This is a genomic window from Sphingobacterium humi (assembly GCF_009768885.1).
Classification (GTDB): Bacteria; Bacteroidota; Bacteroidia; order Sphingobacteriales; family Sphingobacteriaceae; genus Sphingobacterium; species Sphingobacterium humi.
Map to the genome: position 1 here is coordinate 92,044 of NZ_WSQA01000015.1, position 21,439 is coordinate 113,482.

Below are 21,439 nucleotides of genomic sequence, written 5' to 3' on the forward strand. Positions count from 1 at the left end.
TGACCGTCCGGGTGTGGCTTTGAAAGGCAGGATTTGTCGCAATAGCTGTTATTCAGGTATAATTATAGAATTATCGACTTCGTTACCAAACACGTCCCAACCGTCAAAAATATTCCGGTTGCCGACAGATGAGGTTTGCCTTGCAAACAGTTCCACTCTCGCTACATCGCCAAAAAGACGGACAATCCGTTTTCTGATTTCTTCCGGTTTTTCTGAATGTTGTCCACGGGGCGCCAAAAGTACCTGTGGAATGTTTTTTGCAATCCTTTTGAGTGGCTTTCCCTTCGTAAACAGCAGGACTATCTCTGCATTAGCCCGTGTGTAATAGCCCATTCCAACAAAAATTCTGTCATTGTTCTTATTCGTTTTTACCCAGGTAAAGGCTACCGTTTTGAATGTAAATCCCCATGCTTTACCGAGTTCCAGAGCCTGTTCGAGACAGGGAAAGGTTGCCCACATCAACAGTGTGCAATCTTGTTTGCACAAGGCTCCGATATTCATACCTTTTAGAAATGCTATACTTTGGGTTTGATAGTGCTTTTCAGCACTCCGGCCTGTCCCTTTTTTGCTCCGGACATTAAAATGCCACGGAGGATCAGCGTAGATTAAATCATATTGTTTCCCTTTGTCAGCCACCACGGTTCAATTTTTTTAGCTCATTTTTTTGTGACAGCTAATGTATCAGACAGAAATGGCTGGCTTCTGCATGTGGCCGGGTTTGGCTTTAGGAGGGAGTGTTTGGCGTATTTTTATCTTATCCGGATCAGAAAATGTATGTTTGTACACATACAAATTAATCCACTACTAAAATGAAAGCATTGATCGAAAAGATTGACGAAACGTATGCGGCATTGAAAGCCGATGCGCAATTACAGGCAGAAAAAGGTAACAAAGCCGCAGGTACAAGAGCGCGTAAGGCTTCGCTTGACCTAGAGAAACTATTGAAAACGTTCAGAAAAGAGTCATTAGAGGCGTCAAAAGGCTAAAAAAAAGAAAGCTCCCGGAAGAGAGCTTTCTCAATCTTATCTGTCAGCTTAAAATATCAATCAGCTGATGGTTGATATGGCAGGTTGACAGCTTACCTTAAAATGGTTGGTGTTACAGTAATGGTATATCTGTAGTTCCTTATAAGGTATGTCTTTATTAAAATAAATTAATTATAGATGTTTTGATTTAATCATATATGTGCAATATTAATGTCGTATCATTCGACATGGTTTTTTAATCGTGTCGAAAATAAGTAAATATTTCGACATGAATATATTTTTATGATGATTGTTTACAATATCTTAAAATGACGGCGATTATCGCCGCTATGTTTGCTTGCAATAATCATTTTCTGTTCTTCTTTTCAAATTCAAAGGTGCTTTCGGCCTGTTCATTCAGCACGATACAGGCATCAAATTTCTTTCCGGCCTTGCTTTTCATGTCTTTGATAAGTGGAGTTCTACCTTTGCTAACAAGGCTTGTTATATCGGCCATGCTCAGCTGTACACCGCACACATTGCAGAACTGCAACCAGCTACAAGCCTCATCAGGGCATTTGACAAGCTTGTCACGGATGAGCAATTGCTGGCTTTTGCATTTGGGGCAGGTCAATTCTGGATGCTTTTCTCTGGCAATCGCCATGCTCAACAATTCCTGTGTAATGGATGTAGCATAGCTTTCCATATCCTTATGAAAATCCCCTGCATCGGCTTCGTTGTTTTCTATCTTCTGCAAGGCCAGTTCCCATTCGGCGGTCAAAGTCACATCGGCAATTTTGCGGTCTTTGACCAGCTCATAGACCTGCAACCCTTTTTCGGTTGGGATCAGGGATTTCTTTTCACGCCTGATATAATCCCTTTTAAACAGGGTTTCGATGATGGCAGCCCTGGTAGCGGGGGTTCCTATGCCGATATGTTGCAGGACTTTGCGTTCGTCCTCATTTTCGATGTCCTTTCCTGCGGTCTCCATTGCTGACAGCAAGCCGGCTTCGTTATAGAGTACGGGCGGTTTGGTTTTCTTTTCCAGAACGGAGGCTTCCTTTATTTTAAGCTCATCGCCTTTATGCAGTTGGGGCAGTTCTTCCAAAGGCTCTGCATCCTCACCGGTAAAGCTGCCTTTAACGGAACGCCAGCCGGGTTCCATGACCTTACACCCTTTGGCTGTAAACTCATAGTGGGAAGCCTGTAAGACTACATCGGTCATTTCTTTGACACAGGGCTGTGAAAGGGCTTCGAGCAGACGGAAAGCGATCATATTATACACTTTGGTTTCATCTGCGCTGAGGGCAGAAGGCATCTTGTCCGTAATGAGCAGTCCGTGGTGGTCTGTTACCTTTACATCATTCACTATGCGCTTATTGAAACGCCCCCATTTCAGCCCGGATGCGGCTTGCCTGAAACGCTCATCGTCCTGTATGGTCCTGACGAGGTCGGGGATGTCAGCCCACATATCTTCGGGTATGTATTTGCTGCCGGTGCGGGGGTAGGATATAAACTTCTTTTCGTATAGGCTTTGCGCAATATTCAGCGTTTCCTCGGCGGACAGACTGAGCGTTTTGTTGGCTGCTTTCTGCAAGCCTGTGAGGTCAAATAACAAAGGTGGTTGCTCCGTCACAGTTTTGCTGTCCACAGCGATGACCGTTGCGGTGTTTTGACGTTGTACAGACCGTAAGGCATTTTCAGCCTGCTTCCGGTCATCCCATTTGTTGGTGGACAGGCTTTTGAAATCCACAAATTCCCTGCGGTGTTTCAGTTGGATCTGAAAGTATTTTTTGACGGTAAAATTCCTGTTTTCCAAATACCGTTTGCAGACCAGAGCCAGTGTGGGCGTCTGCACTCTGCCGAGCGAGTACACGCCACGCCCTGCGGCAATGCTCAATGCTTGTGTGGCATTGATGCCTGCGAGCCAGTCGGCACGGCTTCTACCTTGCGCTGCCTGAAACAAACCGTCAAATGCGGAGCCGTCTTTGAGGTTGTCAAAACCCTGCTTGATGGCTTTTTCGGTTAGCGAGCTGATCCATAAACGCTGAAAAGGTTTTTGGCATTTTAGGTACTCGTAAATATACCTGAAGATAAGTTCACCCTCACGTCCGGCATCGGTAGCCACGATAATGCTGTCGCTTTTATCAAACAGCTCTTTGATGACTTTTAGCTGCTTCAGTGCGCCCGGATCGGTAGTATAGCCCTTATCTTTTCTGACCTTGCGGACGGTCAGTATAAACGGATCCGGCAGTATGGGTAGTGACGATTTGTCAAATCCCGCAATCCCGTAATCTTCGGGCATTCCCAATCCGATCAGATGGCCGAATGCCCAGGTCACATAATAGCCGTTGCCTGTCAGGAAGCCGTCCTTTTTATCGGTGGCTCCCAACAAGGCGGCAATTTCTCTTGCTACGCTTGGTTTTTCTGCTAAGATTGTTTTCATGGCTAACTCATTTTTCTGCTTCTTGATTTTGCCGGAGCTTTAGGTTTTTCTTGCTGTGCCTGCTGCTTTTCATTTTTAGGTCTTTGCTGGCCTTTTTGCAATGGCTCAGGACTGTTTTTGGTCGCTTCGTTGGTCTTACCCTCTGAATTGACCGCAGTCTGTGTTTTGTGCGCTTCGGTAGGCTGTATCTTATCTTTCAGCTTGTTTGGGTTAGTGAATGAAAATTGCTCCTTTCCGGTTTCCTTATTAAAGGTGATGTAGCCCTGATATTTTTCACCTTTCTTATCAATCAAGCCATCCATATAAACCGTTAAGCCTGCATTATACTTTTCATATTGCTGGCCGGTCAGTTCTTTGCCCCTGAATGTGCGTGGTGCTTCATACGGTGGCTGTGCCTGCTGCTGGCCCGTCTGCTGGCTTTGGGTTTGTCTGTTCGCATTGCTCCGGTCAAACAGGAACTCAACATACCTTTTATCCGCATTGAACTGTACGTGGGCGCTGAACGGTTCGCCTTTTTTGGAGATCATGCCCTCTAAATGGAGCGGCTTGCCATCCAGCAAAGTTTGCTTTTGTACTGCATTGAGTTTTACGCCTTTTATCTCTTCGGGTATTTTGATAAAATCTGTACGCAGGGCGATCAGCTCGTTGGTCAGTTTGTCCACGCTGATAATGGACGGTATTTTTTCGCCTGTTTTGGGGTTGGTCAAATCTACCACACGCCCCATGTTCCCGGTTTTGAGCAAATTATCTTTATCCTCTTTGGTAAATTCATGACCAAAGAAAGGTGTGTTAAGGTTCGGCTCTTTACGGATGCCATGAATAGCGACTACTGCATTCCCATTTTCACCAGATTGCAGGGAAAGCCTTGCATCCATGCGGGTAACGGCTGTGCCGAGGTTGAGGCTGATGGGCATCAGTATATTGGTTTTAAACCCTCTTAACAGGGTGTCCATTACGCCTGCTTTTTCGAGCCTTTCCTTGCTCAATCCCAGATTGTTCATGGTTTCCCAGTCAATCTGCTCCGGTTTGAAACGGTACTCGTTTGTTTCCGATGTCGCCTGTGTAGTATCAGGCGCTGTCTGTTTTGCTTCCATATTTTTTTTATTTTGCTGTTCCTTTGGCTCTTTTACCTCATGCTTTGCCATAATCGCTTTGCCCTCTTTGGTAGGTGCATCTACCTGTTTCTGCATTTCTTTGGCGGTATCAATAGCCTCCGATGCTGGTACTTTGAAGAAGGAGAAGCGGGCAGGATCTTTGAGCTGCCTGAAGAAATTGGCAAAGAAGTTGGAAAAAAGGTCTCCGCTCTTGTCCACCCGCATGAAATCACTCAGGTTTTTCTTTGTGGGCGCGACGGTGGTCAGGTTGCCGTCCTTGTCCACGCCCGTGACGGCCTGGATCTTCTTTTTCTCTTTATTCATGACCAGCAGCACATCCGAAAGCTGTTCGGGGTACTGTTGCTGTGGTTGTTGTGTTGTCTGTTCACTCATGATTCTGCTGTTTTTGAATTAAATTATTGTTGTCCGAAAGTAACTGCTGCGGGTACGCTCCGGCGGCAGCCGTCTTTGAAAGGCGCTGCTTGTCATGGGTTGTCCTTAGTGCGTTGCAGAGGTGCATTGAAGCAGTTTCGAATAAACTGGTGTACATCCGACAGCCTGTAATACAGCTTGCCGCTGATGGTATAGTAGGGCAGCCTGCCTGATGAGCGGTACCGCTGAAGGGAGCGGTGGCTGATTTTGAGCATTTGCAGCAAGTCCTGGTTGTCCAGCAGCTCTTCGCCGTCGATGCTGGTTCGCTTCTTTTCCAGATCGCCTATATGGCCTTCGAGCATGTCAAGCCGGTCAATAATCCTTTGCATCCATGATACAAATTCCATTTTGTCAATGTTCATATCGTTAGATTTTATGGGGTTATGGCACTATTGCCTGCATTTACCTGTCCCTGTCCAACCTGCGGCCTCTGGCTATATAGCTCCGGTCTTTCTGTTTCAGGATGTGTTCGCTGATTGCCCTGATCCGCTCATTGAGCCGGTTCCAGGCTTCTTCTTCGATGGTGATTAGTTTCATACGACTGTTGTTTTAGTTATCCGGCGTTTTCATGGTGGTTGTCCGGCTGATGCAAGTATAGCCTAACCGCAAGGGGTTTGTGGCTCCTGATAGGTGGTTTGTGGCTGAATGCCGTATATTGGAAGGTGAATGCCCTTAAACCGGAGGTGAAATTTAAGGGGTAAATACACCTTTTACAGCTACGGGCCGTACTACATGGCACGGCGACAAATCAGAAATTAGAACAGGAAAAGTATTTATTGAAACCGTTTGTCTCTGAAAGGCAGCATTTGGCCGGAAAAGGCTATCTGTCCATCCATTTTTTGAATGGCGTTACACGTTCTTCGCTGACCGTTAGCAGACGTTGGAGATGGTCAGGCATGTCTTTGGCTTTGCCCTCGTGGAGGGGCGGCTGCAAGGTGATTTCCAGGCTCTGGCCTTTGCCGGGACGAAAGGCGGCTACGGCATGGAAGCTGACGATCATCTGCCGGTTGATGCGGAAGAATAAGCGGCTGTCCAGTAATGCCTCCATGTCTTTGAGCGTTTCTGGTACTGCATAGGCATCCTGAATGGCGGGCATACCGAAGGTGCGCAGGAAGGTACTGCCCTCTATGATACAGATATAGCAGATTTCCTCTACCCGGATAGGTATGCTTCGGGCTGTAGTATGGACAATGAACACGGATTTGTCGGCAGCAGCCGTTTCGGTCTTGTCCTGTTCCTGGTGCTTGCGCTGAAACAGGTAGTAGCAGAAGTAATACACATTGAACAGCAGTATCAGCAATACAATGACCGGAAAGTCAATGCGCAGATAGAGGGAGTTCAGGATGTTGAACCCGAATGCCGCAAAATAAAGGGCTGCCAGTAAAAAGGCGGTAAAGGAAGGGATGACCCAGCCGAACAGGGCTTGCAATAGTACACGCAGTAACGGCTGTGCCAGCCAGTCATACCGCTTGTCGAGCCATAGGGTGGCACAGCGCACGACCGACATGACACCGAAGGCGATCAGCGTTCCGCAGGCCAGCGCTACCCAGTAGTTGAAAGACAGCAGTATCTCCCCTAAAGGCTGTTCATCGCCAAATACGGACATGAAATGGGCTGCCGTAAGGGCACCAATCACCCTGAACTGGGTGTCGCGGTATGTAGTCACAGGGTTCACAGCCGGCAGCATAATAGCTTAAACTCCCTGAAAAATAAAAAATTATTCTAATATATTTTAAATTATTCTTTATTTTAGCTTTTACTAATCAACCCTTTGTGTTATGTCTGGAACAAAACCACCACTAAGCCCCGGAGGGATCGATACGAAGCTCACAGAGCTTTACGCCCTCTCCGATATAGAACTGGAAGCCGAAGCCGTGCAGATCAGGGATGATTTCAGCGATTGGCTAGATGATAATTTCACGCTGACCCTGACACAGCAGAACTATATATCCGGCATGTCTGCCAGGTATGCCGCATTTCTGGCGGATTGCGCCTATATCACGGTCAAAAACAGGCTGCCCGTAGACTATACGCCCCCTGCCAATCCCGGTATCAGCAAGCGGCTGGACATCAGGGTCAAAGCCAACGGCTTGTATGACCCAACAGATCCCTCTACCCCTATATCGGGATCACTGGACATAGAAGCCGATAATATATAATACAGCCATGAGCAGGAATGTCCCCATACCGTCTGATGAAAAGGAACTGCTGCTAAAGCTGCGGGAGGGGGATGAACGTGCCTTTGAGCAGGTGTATAACCTATACAGTTCACCGGTATTCGGCAGTATATTGAAGCTGCTCAAGGACAGAGACACTTCGGAAGATATTTTACAGGACGTATTTATCAAAGTATGGCAAAGCCGTATGGAGATCGACCCGGACAGATCTTTTAAATCATACCTGTTCGTAATAGCAAAGAATAAGGTATATAATTATATGCGCAGGGCTACACTGGAAGTCCAGGTATCGGCTTATCTGGCTGCCCGGTCTGCCGAAGGTTACAACCCTGTCGAAGCTGACATGCAATATGCCGAAAGCAGCGAAGCTATCCGGAAAGCCATAGATGCCTTACCGCCCAAAAGAAAAGAAGTCTTTATCTTCTGCAAGATCGAAGGACACAGCTATCAGGAGGCAGCGGAAAAACTGGGATGCAGTGTTGCAGCTATAAATGCGCATATCGTGAAAGCGACCAAATCTATAAAAACACAACTCAAACTGACCAACCCGGTTATGGTTGCCGTCATTTGCAGCGCTTTTGACCTGCAAATGTAATTTCTGAAAAATAATTCCATACGGAGGTAATGACAGTAGCCCGTAAAGTGTACTACTATAAAAGCCTCGATGAAAAAGGAACAACTTATATCGCTTCTGGAAAAATACCGTGACAACCAATGTTCGGAGGATGAGGTTGTTAACCTGATCAGGCACATCCAAAGCGGACAGGACAAAGACCTGATAGAAAGCTATATTGGAGAAGTATTTCAAGACCGTTCGGACAGTGATACAGTGGCAGACAAAGTGTCGCTTGACCGCGTGTTTGGGCGTATCCGGCTCCTTAAAGACCAGCAACCAGTCAGAATACGGCGTTCATCAGTTTATTTACGCATCGCATCTGTTGCAGCGGCTATTCTTGTATTTCTATCAGCAGGTATCTATTGGTATAGTACTACAAAGGACAAACCACAGGTTACATTGACCTCTGTGTATGGCGACGATGTATTACCCGGCTCTAACCGTGCCACCCTGACTCTGGCCGATGGGCGTACTATTGCTTTGAGCGAAGACAGGGAGGGTATTATTACAGGCGATAAACTCACCTATGATGATGGTACGCTGCTGGATGATACAGGTGTGGACAATGTGGAATATGCCGCACTTACCACACCTAATGGCGGGCAATACCGTGTGACTTTACCTGATGGCTCTAAAGTCTGGCTCAATGCCGCATCCAGACTGGATTATCCAATGAGCTTCAAGGGGGACGAACGCAGAGTGCAGTTGAGCGGCGAAGCCTACTTTGAAGTTGCGCACAATGCAGAGCAGCCTTTTATCGTGGAAAGCAACGACCAGCTGGTACAGGTATTGGGTACATCGTTCAACGTCAATGCATACCATGACGAACCAGCTACAGCCACCACCTTGGTCAGTGGAAGCATACGTATCAATACAGAACGCAACAATAGCCCGGTCGTCATGAAACCCGGACAACAGGCTTTGACTACCAATAAAACTATCAATGTACGACAGGTAGATATACAGGATTATATCGCATGGCGCAACGGACAGATTTCACTGAACGATGCGGATCTGATAACCGTAATCAGGCAGATAGAACGCTGGTACGACATCGAATTTGATACGGCGGGTATGCCAAAGGGTGAGCCTGTATTTGGCGTATTGAAACGCAATGCCAGACTATCCGAGATACTCGAAGCATTGGAACTTAATTATGGTATGAAGCTAAGAAAGGAGGGAAGGAAAATTAAGATAAGAAATTAGAATTTTTGTTTCAGGTGTTTAGTCCGGCAATTTAAAGAAGCCGTCCCAACTAGCTCTTGGGACGGCCGTTGCCCGACATAAGTACCATTACGGACTAGGTAACAGAATTTATTAAACCAAGCAATCAAATATAATGAATTATATTATTCATGCCAACGTGCGTGCAGTAAAATCTGCACATCTGAAGCGCACCGACGGCAAACCACCTGCAACTTATTTGCTGGCTATGAAACTGACGCTCATACTTACTTTTATTTTCACTATCCAGGCTGCGGCAGGTGTATTAGCGCAAAAGATTGACATCAGCGCAAAAAACGAAGCCTTCAAAACGGTGCTGGTGGAACTGGAAAGAAAATCAGATTACTCTTTTATTATCAGGGAGCAGTTTGTCAAAACAGCCAGGCCGGTCACTCTGGATATCAAAGGCAAAGAAATACCGGAGATACTGCCATCCCTGTTTAGCAATCAGCCCTTTACTTATGAGGTGAAGGGAAAGATTATAGTCATCGTGCCTAAAAATGCACAGCGTCAGACAGGAAGCATAAGTATAGAAGCCGAAGAAGATCAACAGCAACGTAGTGTTAGTGGTAATGTCATCGATACGCTCGGTAATCCACTCGCTAATGTAACCGTATCCATAAAAGGGAACAACACACAGCAGACCCAGACTAATACTGCGGGTAGATTTCAGTTGACCAATGTACCGGATAATGCCATTCTGGTATTCCGTTTATTGGGGTATGCTCAGGTTGAGATACTTGCTGTGCAGAGTCCCATTAATGTGACCCTAGAACATGAGCTAAGCCAAATCTCGACAGTCAATGTCGTGCATACAGGTTATCAGGAGATTCCCATCACCCAGGCAACAGGATCATACGTCCATATAGACAATGAATTGCTCAACCGAAGGGTAAGCACCAATCTGATAGACAGGCTGGACGGCGTGACCAACGGCTTGATCTTTAACAAAAACAAACCGCTAAATTCCAATGAATCCGATTTTTCCATTCGGGGAAGAAGCACCATTAACGCGAACACTTCACCACTCGTCGTAATCGACAATTTTCCGTATGACGGCGATCTGTCCACAATCAACCCAAACGACGTGGAAAGCATCACTGTCCTGAAGGATGCTGCGGCCACAGCGATATGGGGTGCATTTGCAGGCAATGGTGTCATCGTCATCACTACGAAAAAAGGACAGTACAATCAACCGCTCAAAGTATCGCTCAACTCTAACGTCAATATAAGTGATAAGGAAGACCTGTACTATTTATCGAGGTTAAGTTCTACGGAATATATGGAGATAGAGCAGTTTCTATTTGATAATAATTTTTACAGGGCAAGAGAAACCCTGGCCACAAGACCATTGCTTTCTCCTTATATAGAGTTATTGATAAAAGAGCGTGACGGTATTCTGACAGCAGAAGAGGCCGGTCGACAGAAGCAACTGCTCTCTGCCACAGATACCAGAGATGAGCTGAACAAACACTTTTACCGAAACGGAGTGAACCAGCAACATGCGCTTAGTTTTAGCGGAGGCAGCCAAAGACAACAGTATTACTTATCATTGGGGCTTGATGACAATAAGGACAACAGGATACGAAACGGATACAACCGCATCACTCTAAACTCGGGGAATACATTTCAAATCATTCCCAACCGCCTCGATCTGTCCGCAGGCATCTACTTTCAGCGCAGTCGTACAGACAATAATAACAAGGGCCTGCTCGGTCTGGTACAGTATCCTTATTTAAAACTTGCAGATGAAGCAGGCCATCCAATGGTTGTCCCGGTTGGTTTACGGCAGGCTTATAAAGAATCCCTCAACGATCAGGGCTTACTTGATTGGAACTACAGGCCATTGGAGGAGCTTCAACTCGCAGACAATGCCACTCATCTCACAGACTACAGGATCAGTACCGGAATAAAGCTGCATATCACTGAGGGACTCGATGCGACGGCCAACTATCAGTACGGTACAGGCCAATCCGATGTCATGGATCACTATAGTGTGGACACCTATTTTGCCAGAGATATGATCAACAGGTTTTATAATCCGGCTTCGGCTATACCATACCCTATACCACAAAGCGGCATATTAGATAAAACGTCAAGGGCATACATCTCTCATAATGTCAGGGGGCAGCTAAACTTTAACAGGTTATTTGGTGACAGGCATGCAATAATGGCAATCGCAGGAAGTGAACTGCGAGATGTGAACAGGGACATCAATATCAACCGTCGCTATGGATACAACAAGGAGACCACACGACTTGCAGTGATGGATTTTGTTTCATTGCATCGGCAGTACCACAATCCAAGTCAGAATATACGAATAACCAATTCGGATAATTATTATAAAATCATAGACAGGTTTCTGTCTATGTATGCCAATGCTACCTATACCTATGCAGACAGATACGCAATCTCCGGGAGTGTCAGAAAAGATGAATCCAACCTGTTTGGTGTAGGTGCGAACAAAAAAGGAGTACCCCTGTGGTCTATCGGCGGTAGCTGGCATATCAGCAAGGAAAATTTCTATTCGGTAGACTGGATGCCTTATCTGAGATTACGGCTGACCAACGGTTACAGCGGCAATGTAGCCAATAACGTTGCTGCCGTAACGACCATTTCGACGAGATTGATCGGAACGATTGGTAATCTGCCTTACAGCAACCTGCTAAATCCTCCCAATGAAATGCTCCGATGGGAAAGGAATAGACAGGTCAATGCCGGTTTGGATTTTGCCTTGTTCGGTTCGAGGATTTCGGGTAGTATAGACCATTATCGAAAACACAGCTCAGACCTCATCGCAGAAAGCCCTTTTGCACCCTCAAGCGGGTTCAGTACACTCACACTGAATACGGCTGATATTGATATCAGAGGTTGGGATATTGTCCTCAATTCGGTCAATATTGATAAAGCGTTCAAATGGAAGAGCAATATTCTCCTGAGTACTGTAAAGGATAAAGTGACTGAATACAAGCTGAAACCCAATACCGTTGGAGGCTATGCAACGGATGGTTTTTTTCAGCCCAATGAGGGATATCCTCTTTTTGGTCTGTATAGCTTTCAGTGGGCAGGTCTAGATCCGGAAAATGGTGACCCGAGAGGATACCTGGATGGTGAGATCAGCAAAGACTATGTGGCTTTCTTTAGTACAAACGACTATGATAATCTGGTATATCAGGGATCCACTAAGCCAGTCACTTTTGGCAGCCTGATGAACACCTTTGCCTATAAGGGCGTATCCCTCTCTCTTAATGTCAGTGGCAAATTTGGCTATGTATTCAGGAGGAATACGATCCAATACCACAACGTCTATAATGCCAACGGAAACTTTCCAAACGGTCATGCCGATTTTGCGTTGAGATGGCAGCAGTCCGGAGATGAAGACCATACTACTGTACCTTCTATGATCTATCCACTTTCAAATACAAACAGGGATGTATTCTATAACACTATGGATATTATGACCGAAGATGCCTCACACATCCGCTTGGAGGATATTCAGCTAGGGTACAGCTTTGACAATAAGCTGTTTAGTAAACTTGCCATCCCCATCCGACGGGTACACCTGTATATGTATGCTAATAACCTTGGCATGATTTGGCGGGCAAATGACAAGTCGATAGACCCCGACTACATATCAATAGTACCTCCTGCACGAAGTGTGGCAATGGGCATTAGAGTGGATTTGTAAACGATTTAAAAAGGAACTATTACGATGAAAAAATACAATCAAATTTTATTGGTCATATTGTGTGCGGTATTGTTACACGGATGCGATAAGTCAGAATTTTTGGATGCCAAACCGCGAAGCACTGTAGAGATCCCCAATACATTAGAAGATCTGAGGGCATTGCTTGATAATATCGTTGTCATGAATGTCACACCAAATATCGGGGAGCTGTCCTGTGACGACTATCAGTTGTCGTACGATTTTTGGCAAACTGTTGTTTCATCCAAAGAACGCAATGCCTATATATGGGCGGAGGATATTTTTGAAGGCAGCACCGGTATACAAGACTGGAATATCCCATATCAGCAGGTGCATATTGCCAATGTGGTATTAGAAAAGCTGGATGAGATCGAAGTTACGGATAAGAATAGGGATGAGTATCGTGATGTAAAGGCTTCTGCATTGTTTTTCCGGTCATTGGCCTTCTATAACCTGTTACAGCTCTTTAGTCCACCTTACGATGCATCCAGCGCAGATTCAGATATGGGAGTACCATTAAAACTGCAAGCCGATATTAATTCAGTCACCGTGCGTGCTTCTGTGGCGGACAGCTATGGGCATCTGATCTCTGACCTCCAGAAGTCCTCTGCGATAATAAACCAGGAGTTTCCTTCAGTCTTTATCGCACGCCCATCCAAAACGGCCGTACTTGGCTTGCTGGCCAGAGTGCACCTCAGTATGCGCGAATACGCCTCGGCAGAGTTGTACGCCGACAGTTGCCTGATGTACCACGATGACCTGATCGACTTCAATACCCTCGACAAATCCACTAACAGGCCATTCTCAAACACAAATCAAGAAGTTATCTTTCATTCACGTTGCCAACTTTTAACATCATTCTTTTTTTATGGATTTTCGTCTTTTAAAGTGAGTGAAGGTCTGCTAAGCTCCTATGATAGTAAGGATCTGCGAAATGTTATTTATTTTCTTCCTGACGGAAGGTTTAAAAGGATTCATATTGACCTTACAACTCCATTTACTGGTTTAACGACAGGTGAGATGCTACTGATCCGAGCGGAATGCAATGTCCGGAAGAACAATCTCACAGATGCATTAGATGATTTGAATCTGTTGCTTTTAAACAGGTATGAAACAGGTGAATTTACACCTATGTCCTCCACCTCGAAGGAAGAAGTGCTGACATGGGTGTTGGAAGAAAGGCGCAAAGAGCTTGCGTTAAAGGGTCTGCGCTGGTCAGACTTGCGAAGACTCAATAAAGAAGGTAGGGCGATCACCTTACAGCGGGAAATGAACGGAATTCAATACGAATTGAAACCAAATTCCAGATTGTATATATTTCCAATTCCATCGGACGAAATAGCACTGTCCGGTATTCCTCAGAATGACCGCTCCAATACGACCTTTTGATTTATAATGAAAACAAAACAAAACCTATAATGAAACCCATCACCATCACACTATTATTGCTATCCATCTGTTTAAAGGTATTTGGTCAATCAGGCATAACAAACGGCAATACTATATCTATTAGCGGACAAATTGAAACGCATAATCATACGGATACGGTTGTACTCCAATATTGGGAAGGTGATTTTAGTCCTGGGGGATCCGCCTACTCCTCACTGCCATCCAAGGAGATTAAGACCGCTGTCAACGGTAACTTATTTGAGTTTATTATAGAAGCTCCCTCGGAGATCGTTTTCTTTTGTCTATATACCACTGAAACGAATGATCTGAACAATTACGAACCGTTGGGGGATTTCTTGAACTGCTTTTTATTACCAGGGGATAACATTCAAATCAATATAAACGAGGCTGGTCTAATTCATTATTCCGGTCAAGGAAGTGAAAAATTGAATTTGTTCAATGAATTGCGTCGAACATTGGAACATATCCAATCTGACTACTTCAAGATGCTTAAAAACAAACAATTAAACAATCAGGAGTCAAGAGTAGTATTTGCAATAATAAATAAAGAAAGGCAGTATTGGAATGTAAGGAAGCTAATACAACAATATTCAACCAGATTAAAACCAATTGAACTTCAGCTTGTACAGGTGACGGTTGTTTCCAAATTTCTTGAAGACCAATATCGGATGATTAGAAGTCGGTTGAGAGTATTGAACAGCCAGATACAAGATCTTAACAATAATGATAACTACAAAAAAGCAGAAAATTCGGTATTTGATGATGGTTTTCTTCGAAGTCTATATTCTCATTATGAGTCCTACTTTGAGGAAATGATAAATGAGCATTCAGATGTTGCAATTATTAACTCTCCTCGCTTTATAGAACTAGTAGAGACCAAATATAAAATTGATCTTACATTGGGGTTAATTTCTGACATATCCTATTTTGATTATGTCGGTAATAAATATACTGGATTACTCTCAGAGAGGCTCATTACCTATTATTTGCTTGGCAGGTACAACTATCTGAAATCGGACGTGGAAAAGCAATTGGACAGTGCAATAAGTAGCTTTGAAACAGATAAATACAGAGACTTGCTAAGGGAAATGAAGCGATTTAGTAATAGGGGGAACTTAGCATATAATTTTACTTTATTAAATGAACAGGGAAAGGAAATTCACCTATCAGATTTTAAAGGTAAGCATGTCTTTATTGATTATTGGTTCACAGGTTGCTCTGCATGTGCCTCATATTATACCAATACATTTTCAAAAGTCATTAAAGCATTTGAAGGTAATAAGGATATAATATTTCTTTCCATTTCTGCTGATAAAGACAGGGCTGTTTGGGAAAGAAGCATAAAATCAGGTCAATATACTTCCGATGGAACTAATGTGGTCAATCTTTACACCAATGGTTTAGGCTCTAAGCATCCTTTTGTAATAGCGAATAAAATGACCGGTGCACCAAGCTTTTTGTTTATAGATCCTGAAAGTAGAATATTACAAGCAAATGGATTACAACTCCCTTACTCTGAACTTGTCACACTCATTAAGGAATATCTAAACCAATAGTAAACCTGGATAATATGAAATGGTTAGTATTTTACTAACCATTTCAACTACCAATTCATCCTTAAAGATTAGTTAGTCTATTTCTAATCTTGTTCCTGACCGGCAAGGAATTGATTCAGCAGTATTAGGATCCTGCACATAGAAGCAGTGTTGAGAAGTAGCTTGAACACAATTCCAATCCTCTACCTCGCTACCGGTTAGAGGTGTCTGTAATCCTGGATCTTCATATTTTGCTTCTGTTTCACATGGATCCATGTCCAGTGTCGTAGCAAAAGCACCTCCGATAGCAATTGCTAAGGCTGCTGGAATAAGTAGCATTTTAAATTTTTTCATAACATTTCTTTTTATTGTTTAACTAAAGATTGCCTACTCTATATCGGTTTTCGGCTTCCCCGTTTACACGCGCGTAATATTTTTATGGATTGCATTATCATAGTTCCAATCCGGTTGTTTGTTGTCATTACTGATTTTTCTTTGGAGTCCTATGCCTGCAAAGGACAAAACAAGAAAAGCCAGGTTAAAATAGAAGTGCTCCCACCACGTAAAGCCTTCTACCACTCCGGCACACGAACAGGGGGTGTAGCGGAATGCTTTCATAAGCACCAATATGATATAGCCTGTATATATAGTCAGTAGCCCGGCTGACATATAGAACCCGGCTTTTCTTGTACGTTTTGATATCAGTAATGCTGCCGTCAGCAGTCCCATCATTGGGATCAGCCATACCAGATAGGGTGTCGTAGAGTTCGGGAACACCTGATTGTTGATATCCCCTGTAAACACATGGTGGTGGAGCAACTGCATAAAGCTCGCATACGCAAACATGGCTATCAATAAAGCAGCAATAACTTCGACAAGTATATTTCGTGTACGCATAAGAAAATGACTTTTGGTAACTGTGTAAAAATACTTTTACCGGATAGCGGTTTCCAAGGGAAATGATTTTAAAAATCACGAAACCGATAAAATAGTGGATGAAATGCCAATTTCGCATGAAATCAGCCATTCGTGATTCATGAATGCCCCAAATTCGGGCACGAAACCCTTTCGTAAATCACGAAACGGATAATAATTAGTTGCTATCTGTCCGTTTTAGGTGTGTTTTCCATCCATTTTTTGAAGTCGGCAACTTTATCCTGACTGACATTCAAAACGGATGTGTCTATAAATCTTACCTGTAAATCAGGTTTTATCAGAATCAAAAGTGTACCGGACTTCGTGCCCTGTTCGTAACCCTCAATAATATTTCGGTGGATGACAGTTTGTCTGCTGATCTGAAAGAAATCGCTGTTGCAGTAGGTTGTCAGAATTTCTTTAATGGATTGTTTGACAAGGTAGGTCTTACCGGTATTGGTATATATCCAGTTGTTACCGGATATCCTGTAGATGATACCGGCCTCATTGTTGACGTCCATAAACAGATTTTTGTTTCCGCTGCTGATCAGCAAGAGTACAGCTTGGTCACTTTTAGTATCTGACTTTTTTTCATGTATCGGTTCCTCTACTATGGTTTCTTGTACATTCTCGTAAATACTCAATGGTTCTTGGGTATCAGCTATTTGATGTTGCAGACGTAGGGGTACATACTGTCGGGCAGTTAGCCACATATTGTGTACAACATAATAAAAATTGAACAAGGCCAGTATGGCAATAATAACAGGAAAATCTACCAGTACATATCCGGTCTCAAATATGTCTGCACCCATAATGGTAAAATACAATCCCGCTAACAGAAATGCTAAGATAGCCGGCAGGCACAGACCAAACAGAAACTGGAGCAAGGCTCTGTATGGTAAGCTCAACCACCAACTATACCGTTTGTCAAGTTGCTTGGTAATGAGATGTACCGTGGAACTTAGACAAAGAGCTATAATAAAACTGGCTATCATGGCAATGTAGAATGCAGGTTTGCGCATTGCCTGAAATAACGTAAGCCCCGTACCATGAAGTACGATAAATCCTGCTGCTACTAATGAGCCTATCAATCGGAAAAGTAGATTGTTATACTGTACACTTTGTGCCATAACCTGAATTTTAAAAGTGTGTGTAAATGGTTGTTGGCTATAGGTTTGTTAGGAAAGTTAAGGTTTTTTTAATAAATTTACAATAGCCTAAATTGAGAATTTACCATGTCTTTATACCCTTTTACACCACAGGGTGTTGCCGATTTCTTAACTAGTCTCTATGCTTCAACAGACCCTAACCTTGCTCTGGAAGCGGCAGCGGTGGAGAGTGATTTTGCGGCGTATGTAGCCGATCATTTTGACTTGACCAGCGAACAGGAAGCCTATCTGACGGCCATGCCGGAAACCGCTAAAAGCTACCTGGGCGACCGTTGCGGGTTTTGCTTCACCCACAGATTGCCGATAGAGCTTATCAAGCCAGCAGAGCCATCCGGCAGTTACAGCAAGATCATAGAAACAAAAGACAAAACCCAGACGCAGATTATACCACCAAGTACATTTATTGTGAGCGGTTCGTTTATAATTGAGATTATCTATACACCGTAAGATATTCTATTGAATAGGAGTGCAACCACAAGAAACCCGCCTTTGATTAAGGGCGGGTTTACTTGTAACGTTAAGGATTAAATTGTAAAAGTCGAGATTTGATCTGACATTTTTGTGGTTTAGTTAGGATTAGAACTGACTGTACAGCAGATAAATAACTTCTGACTATCAGATTATTCCAAGAGACCATGGCTAAGAAAACCCATTCGTAACATGTCAGATCGAGTGTAGTTTTTACAGAAGATGATGCTAAGGAGTATTTGTCAGCTATATTACTATTACAAAATCGTCCAACCTAAATACATTACCCAAATCATCTTCTGCGATAATATCACAGATTGTAAAATAGTTATGGATGTTATTTTGTTTGTTCCATTCTTTAGAACGTATAACAAAATGTTTTCCATATTCTCGGATTTCTTCTTTGAAAACGTTACCAATATTTACAAATGACTTGATTAATCTACGGTTGAAGTAAAACTTAATAACAAATGCTTTAATGTAGTATTCGTTATTGTATATATCTTGGTATTTATAAGCAATATCGTCATTAGGAAAAGCCGAATATGCGTGAAGAGAGTCAAAGTGATAATTTGTAGAGCCAAAACTTGTGGAAATTCTTTTGAATGAGACGTTTGGCAAAGGAATATCATAACTTACATTCACAAAATAAGAGTCAATTAATAAACCATTCTTCTTGTTAATTACATATAAAGTTTGTTCATAGTTAGGGTCAATAACTCTAATATGGAATAAGCAATCCTCATTTTTTATTACCTCCAAACCATTACATTGTATTTTAATTTGTTCACAAGGAATTTTACTATTGTTAAGTACTAAAGGATTGAAATATGATGCATATATAGTTATTGTGTCCCAAAACTTTACCTTTAAACGTTCTAACGACATTTGTTGTGCAAAAGCACTTGAGCTATACACTACAAAACATAGAGTAAATATTATTTTATTTCTGACGTAATTCATTAAAAAAATTTTTTCGTAATTGATTATTTTGCTCAACCGTAAGATTGTTTCTCCAATTTGGATTAAGGTTTTCATAGTTACTCAACTTATTCCCATACATATCTTTCCCTTCTCCTTCTACCTTATTCCAAACTCCGTTTTCTGAATAAAGAGTTACAGTTGTTAAATATTTACTTTTCCCGTTAAACAAATCAATTTGTACAAAATCACTGTGTTCCGTACTTGACTGAGTATAATACCTATAGCCAAAAATTTCTAATGCTTTATTTAACGTATTTTCATGACTAACGTTGTACCAATCATCAAGCATAAGCTGTTGCTTGTTTTCACGCCTACTTTTTTCTTTAGGGTAATTAGTATGTAGCTCTTTTAACATTAGCTCTTGAAATTGCTTTTGTTCTCCAAATTCATGAAATAAAACATACAGCAGATTATATTTGCCATTATTTTTTATCTCATTCATTGATTGTACATAAAATGTTTGGTTATATACATCTGCTGGCTCACTAATATTTTTTGTATCACCGTAATGATTATCTAGATTCAAATAGTATTTCCTACTTGATTTTGACATTTCATTAATTAAATCTACAAATGCTTTCTGTTGAGTATTTAAATTAAGATTTGCATATTCACCTACTTTAATTGTTTCATTATTACCCATAATGTTGTTTACACCAAATACTTTTACACCGCCAATTGCCGTGTTCATTAAATCTACAAGTTGTTGTAAAGAAACATTGGCTGATTCTCCCAATCTAGCAATTACAATTTCCCTCCCGTCATCATCAATATATTTGACTGGATTATTTACACAATAATTGTAAGGACTTAAACCCGCATATTTGCTTTCCAATGGGTCGCAAGCCGTCCACCTCGCGAGCCACGGTATGTAATACCTTGCTCCATGATAATACAAACCGCTTTCTTCGTCCCTTTCCTTGCCTGTATATCTGTAACGCTTCGCTACCGCATTGATTGATGCATTAGAGGCTTGGTAGCTCGTTGTACCATAAGGGTGGTACTCCTCGTAACTAATAATCTCCGCATCACCATCTAATTCTAAGGTGGCAGATTGCAAGTGATTAGAATAGTTATACCTTTCCAAAGAAGCCGGGCTTGGGTCTGTACCTTGTGTACGTTCTTCCAGCATGGCTATACGTCCGGTATCGTCACTTACGTGTACGGTAGTGCGTTCAATATCAAGCACACCGCTTATATACTTCCTGTATATTTCATAGCCGCCCAGGTAAATGCGTTCTTCTTCAATATTGCTGCCTTTATCTACCCATTTCCTTACACGTTGTCCACCGCTGTATTGGTAATTCGCTACTGTCGTGCCTTGTGTTATGGAGTGTAGTTCGTTGCTGGCATTCCATGCCATGTTTTGCAGGTGCGGCATGGAGAGCATGTTACCTCTGGTGTCATGCGTATAACTGTAAGTGTTTACACCAACTGTTGTACTTAGTAAACGGTTACTTACTGTATCAACATCGTAGGTTCTGGTATAGCTTCCTGCTGTGGCAACGTGCTGTAACTCTAAAATATTACCGACCTCGTCATACGTATAGTGCTGTGTATAGTTCTGTACGGCATTACCATTGCCTTTGTGAGACGTTTGCCACGCACTGTCGTTCCAGTTGTCTGATGCGCCAAAGGTAGCTGTACCAATTAATTCTCTGCCTCGGGCTTCTATTAATCTGTACAAGGCATCGTACGTAAATTTCTGTGTGGGCGCTACCACACTGTTATTAAAGAATAGGGTTTGCTGTGCATCGTCCTGTATCCGGGTGATGTTACCCACCGGGTCGTACCAGTAATGTAAATCCTGTAAAACCTCGTTGTAATGCGGGCTGAGGCTATCGACATTAACGGTTAATAATCTTCTTAACCTGAAAGTATCAGGGTCATACGTATAGCTTGTTTTCGTACCGTTGCCGTACCATATTGCTTGTCGTTGCCCTTTGGCATCGTAATGTATGTCCTGTACATAAATAGTACTGTTCAGCTCAACACTTTTTAATAAGCCGCCTTTATCGTAGGTATAAGCCTGCACATTACCGCCTGCATCGGTGGTGGTTATTGGTCTGTTCAGCGCATCGTAAGTCAAAGAACTTGTAAACACTTCCGTACTTAATGCCGGTGGTGTACCGCTCCAGTCGGCATCGGTAAGGGTAGCATCATCCAGTAATTGTTGCTGCGTTTCAAGCGGATTGCCTTTAAAGTCATACTCATTGGTTTGCTGCATGCTGCTGCCGTCCTTATGCTGGTATAGCTGTCCTCTTAAATTCTTTGCTTTTACCATACCTTTTTTAAAAC

At 43.0% G+C, this 21,439-nt stretch carries 19 protein-coding genes; 8 read left to right on the plus strand and 11 right to left on the minus strand.

Annotation, left to right across the window (positions count from 1 at the left end; translation table 11 throughout):
* Positions 1-48: 48 nt before the first annotated feature.
* On the minus strand, positions 49-636 hold the full coding sequence (locus GQF63_RS17130) for an MT-A70 family methyltransferase (protein WP_170292238.1): 588 nt from the start codon (positions 634-636) through the stop codon (positions 49-51).
* A gap of 173 nt (positions 637-809) precedes the next feature.
* Here GQF63_RS17130 and GQF63_RS17135 point away from each other — a divergent pair, with 173 nt between their 5' ends.
* Complete coding sequence (locus tag GQF63_RS17135) at positions 810-986, plus strand: histone H1 (RefSeq protein ID WP_160370469.1); 177 nt, start codon at positions 810-812, stop codon at positions 984-986.
* A gap of 346 nt (positions 987-1,332) precedes the next feature.
* On the opposite strand, the gene GQF63_RS17140 is transcribed toward GQF63_RS17135, so the two are convergent.
* From GQF63_RS17140 to GQF63_RS17155, 5 genes are all read right to left on the minus strand, one after another.
* The gene (locus GQF63_RS17140) at positions 1,333-3,411 is read right to left on the minus strand and encodes a type IA DNA topoisomerase (protein ID WP_160370470.1); all 2,079 of its coding nucleotides are present in this window, start codon (positions 3,409-3,411) and stop codon (positions 1,333-1,335) included.
* A 2-nt stretch (positions 3,412-3,413) separates the two neighbouring features.
* Positions 3,414-4,898 (minus strand): DUF3945 domain-containing protein, encoded by a 1,485-nt coding sequence (locus GQF63_RS17145; protein ID WP_160370471.1) that lies wholly within the window; start codon positions 4,896-4,898, stop codon positions 3,414-3,416.
* A gap of 92 nt (positions 4,899-4,990) precedes the next feature.
* On the minus strand, positions 4,991-5,299 hold the full coding sequence (locus GQF63_RS17150; protein ID WP_160370472.1) for a helix-turn-helix domain-containing protein: 309 nt from the start codon (positions 5,297-5,299) through the stop codon (positions 4,991-4,993).
* A 40-nt stretch (positions 5,300-5,339) separates the two neighbouring features.
* The gene (locus GQF63_RS19895; protein ID WP_281346849.1) at positions 5,340-5,474 is read right to left on the minus strand and encodes a hypothetical protein; all 135 of its coding nucleotides are present in this window, start codon (positions 5,472-5,474) and stop codon (positions 5,340-5,342) included.
* Between the two features lie 283 nt (positions 5,475-5,757).
* Positions 5,758-6,624, minus strand: coding sequence for a LytR/AlgR family response regulator transcription factor (locus tag GQF63_RS17155; protein WP_212592630.1), 867 nt, complete (start codon positions 6,622-6,624; stop codon positions 5,758-5,760).
* Between the two features lie 91 nt (positions 6,625-6,715).
* Here GQF63_RS17155 and GQF63_RS17160 point away from each other — a divergent pair, with 91 nt between their 5' ends.
* From GQF63_RS17160 to GQF63_RS17185, 6 genes are all read left to right on the plus strand, one after another.
* Entirely contained in the window at positions 6,716-7,096 is a 381-nt protein-coding gene (locus GQF63_RS17160; RefSeq protein WP_160370474.1) for a hypothetical protein, read from the plus strand.
* A 7-nt stretch (positions 7,097-7,103) separates the two neighbouring features.
* Positions 7,104-7,709, plus strand: a complete 606-nt coding sequence (locus tag GQF63_RS17165; RefSeq protein ID WP_160370475.1) for an RNA polymerase sigma factor — start codon at positions 7,104-7,106, stop codon at positions 7,707-7,709.
* 69 nt (positions 7,710-7,778) lie between these two features.
* On the plus strand, positions 7,779-8,936 hold the full coding sequence (locus GQF63_RS17170; RefSeq protein WP_160370476.1) for a FecR family protein: 1,158 nt from the start codon (positions 7,779-7,781) through the stop codon (positions 8,934-8,936).
* A 133-nt stretch (positions 8,937-9,069) separates the two neighbouring features.
* The gene (locus GQF63_RS17175; protein WP_160370477.1) at positions 9,070-12,642 is read left to right on the plus strand and encodes a SusC/RagA family TonB-linked outer membrane protein; all 3,573 of its coding nucleotides are present in this window, start codon (positions 9,070-9,072) and stop codon (positions 12,640-12,642) included.
* A 24-nt stretch (positions 12,643-12,666) separates the two neighbouring features.
* A complete protein-coding gene (locus GQF63_RS17180) occupies positions 12,667-14,049 on the plus strand; it encodes a RagB/SusD family nutrient uptake outer membrane protein (protein ID WP_160370478.1) in 1,383 nt (460 codons plus the stop codon).
* Between the two features lie 29 nt (positions 14,050-14,078).
* The gene (locus tag GQF63_RS17185) at positions 14,079-15,626 is read left to right on the plus strand and encodes a TlpA family protein disulfide reductase (protein WP_160370479.1); all 1,548 of its coding nucleotides are present in this window, start codon (positions 14,079-14,081) and stop codon (positions 15,624-15,626) included.
* Positions 15,627-15,698: 72 nt separating this feature from the next.
* On the opposite strand, the gene GQF63_RS17190 is transcribed toward GQF63_RS17185, so the two are convergent.
* The 3 genes from GQF63_RS17190 to GQF63_RS17200 all read right to left on the minus strand — a co-directional run bounded on the left by GQF63_RS17190 (position 15,699) and on the right by GQF63_RS17200 (position 17,542).
* The gene (locus GQF63_RS17190) at positions 15,699-15,959 is read right to left on the minus strand and encodes a DUF6520 family protein (protein WP_160370480.1); all 261 of its coding nucleotides are present in this window, start codon (positions 15,957-15,959) and stop codon (positions 15,699-15,701) included.
* Between the two features lie 63 nt (positions 15,960-16,022).
* Positions 16,023-16,502: a MauE/DoxX family redox-associated membrane protein gene (locus GQF63_RS17195; protein ID WP_160370481.1), complete on the minus strand. Its 480-nt coding sequence runs from the start codon at positions 16,500-16,502 to the stop codon at positions 16,023-16,025.
* Positions 16,503-16,705: 203 nt separating this feature from the next.
* Entirely contained in the window at positions 16,706-17,542 is an 837-nt protein-coding gene (locus GQF63_RS17200) for a LytTR family DNA-binding domain-containing protein (protein WP_160370482.1), read from the minus strand.
* Positions 17,543-17,755: 213 nt separating this feature from the next.
* Here GQF63_RS17200 and GQF63_RS17205 point away from each other — a divergent pair, with 213 nt between their 5' ends.
* On the plus strand, positions 17,756-18,136 hold the full coding sequence (locus tag GQF63_RS17205; RefSeq protein ID WP_160370483.1) for a hypothetical protein: 381 nt from the start codon (positions 17,756-17,758) through the stop codon (positions 18,134-18,136).
* Between the two features lie 267 nt (positions 18,137-18,403).
* On the opposite strand, the gene GQF63_RS17210 is transcribed toward GQF63_RS17205, so the two are convergent.
* Positions 18,404-19,120, minus strand: coding sequence for a hypothetical protein (locus GQF63_RS17210; RefSeq protein ID WP_160370484.1), 717 nt, complete (start codon positions 19,118-19,120; stop codon positions 18,404-18,406).
* Positions 19,101-21,425, minus strand: coding sequence for an RHS repeat domain-containing protein (locus GQF63_RS17215; RefSeq protein WP_160370485.1), 2,325 nt, complete (start codon positions 21,423-21,425; stop codon positions 19,101-19,103). The genes GQF63_RS17210 and GQF63_RS17215 overlap by 20 nt, the downstream gene beginning before the upstream one ends.
* Between the last annotated feature and the right edge of the window lie 14 nt (positions 21,426-21,439).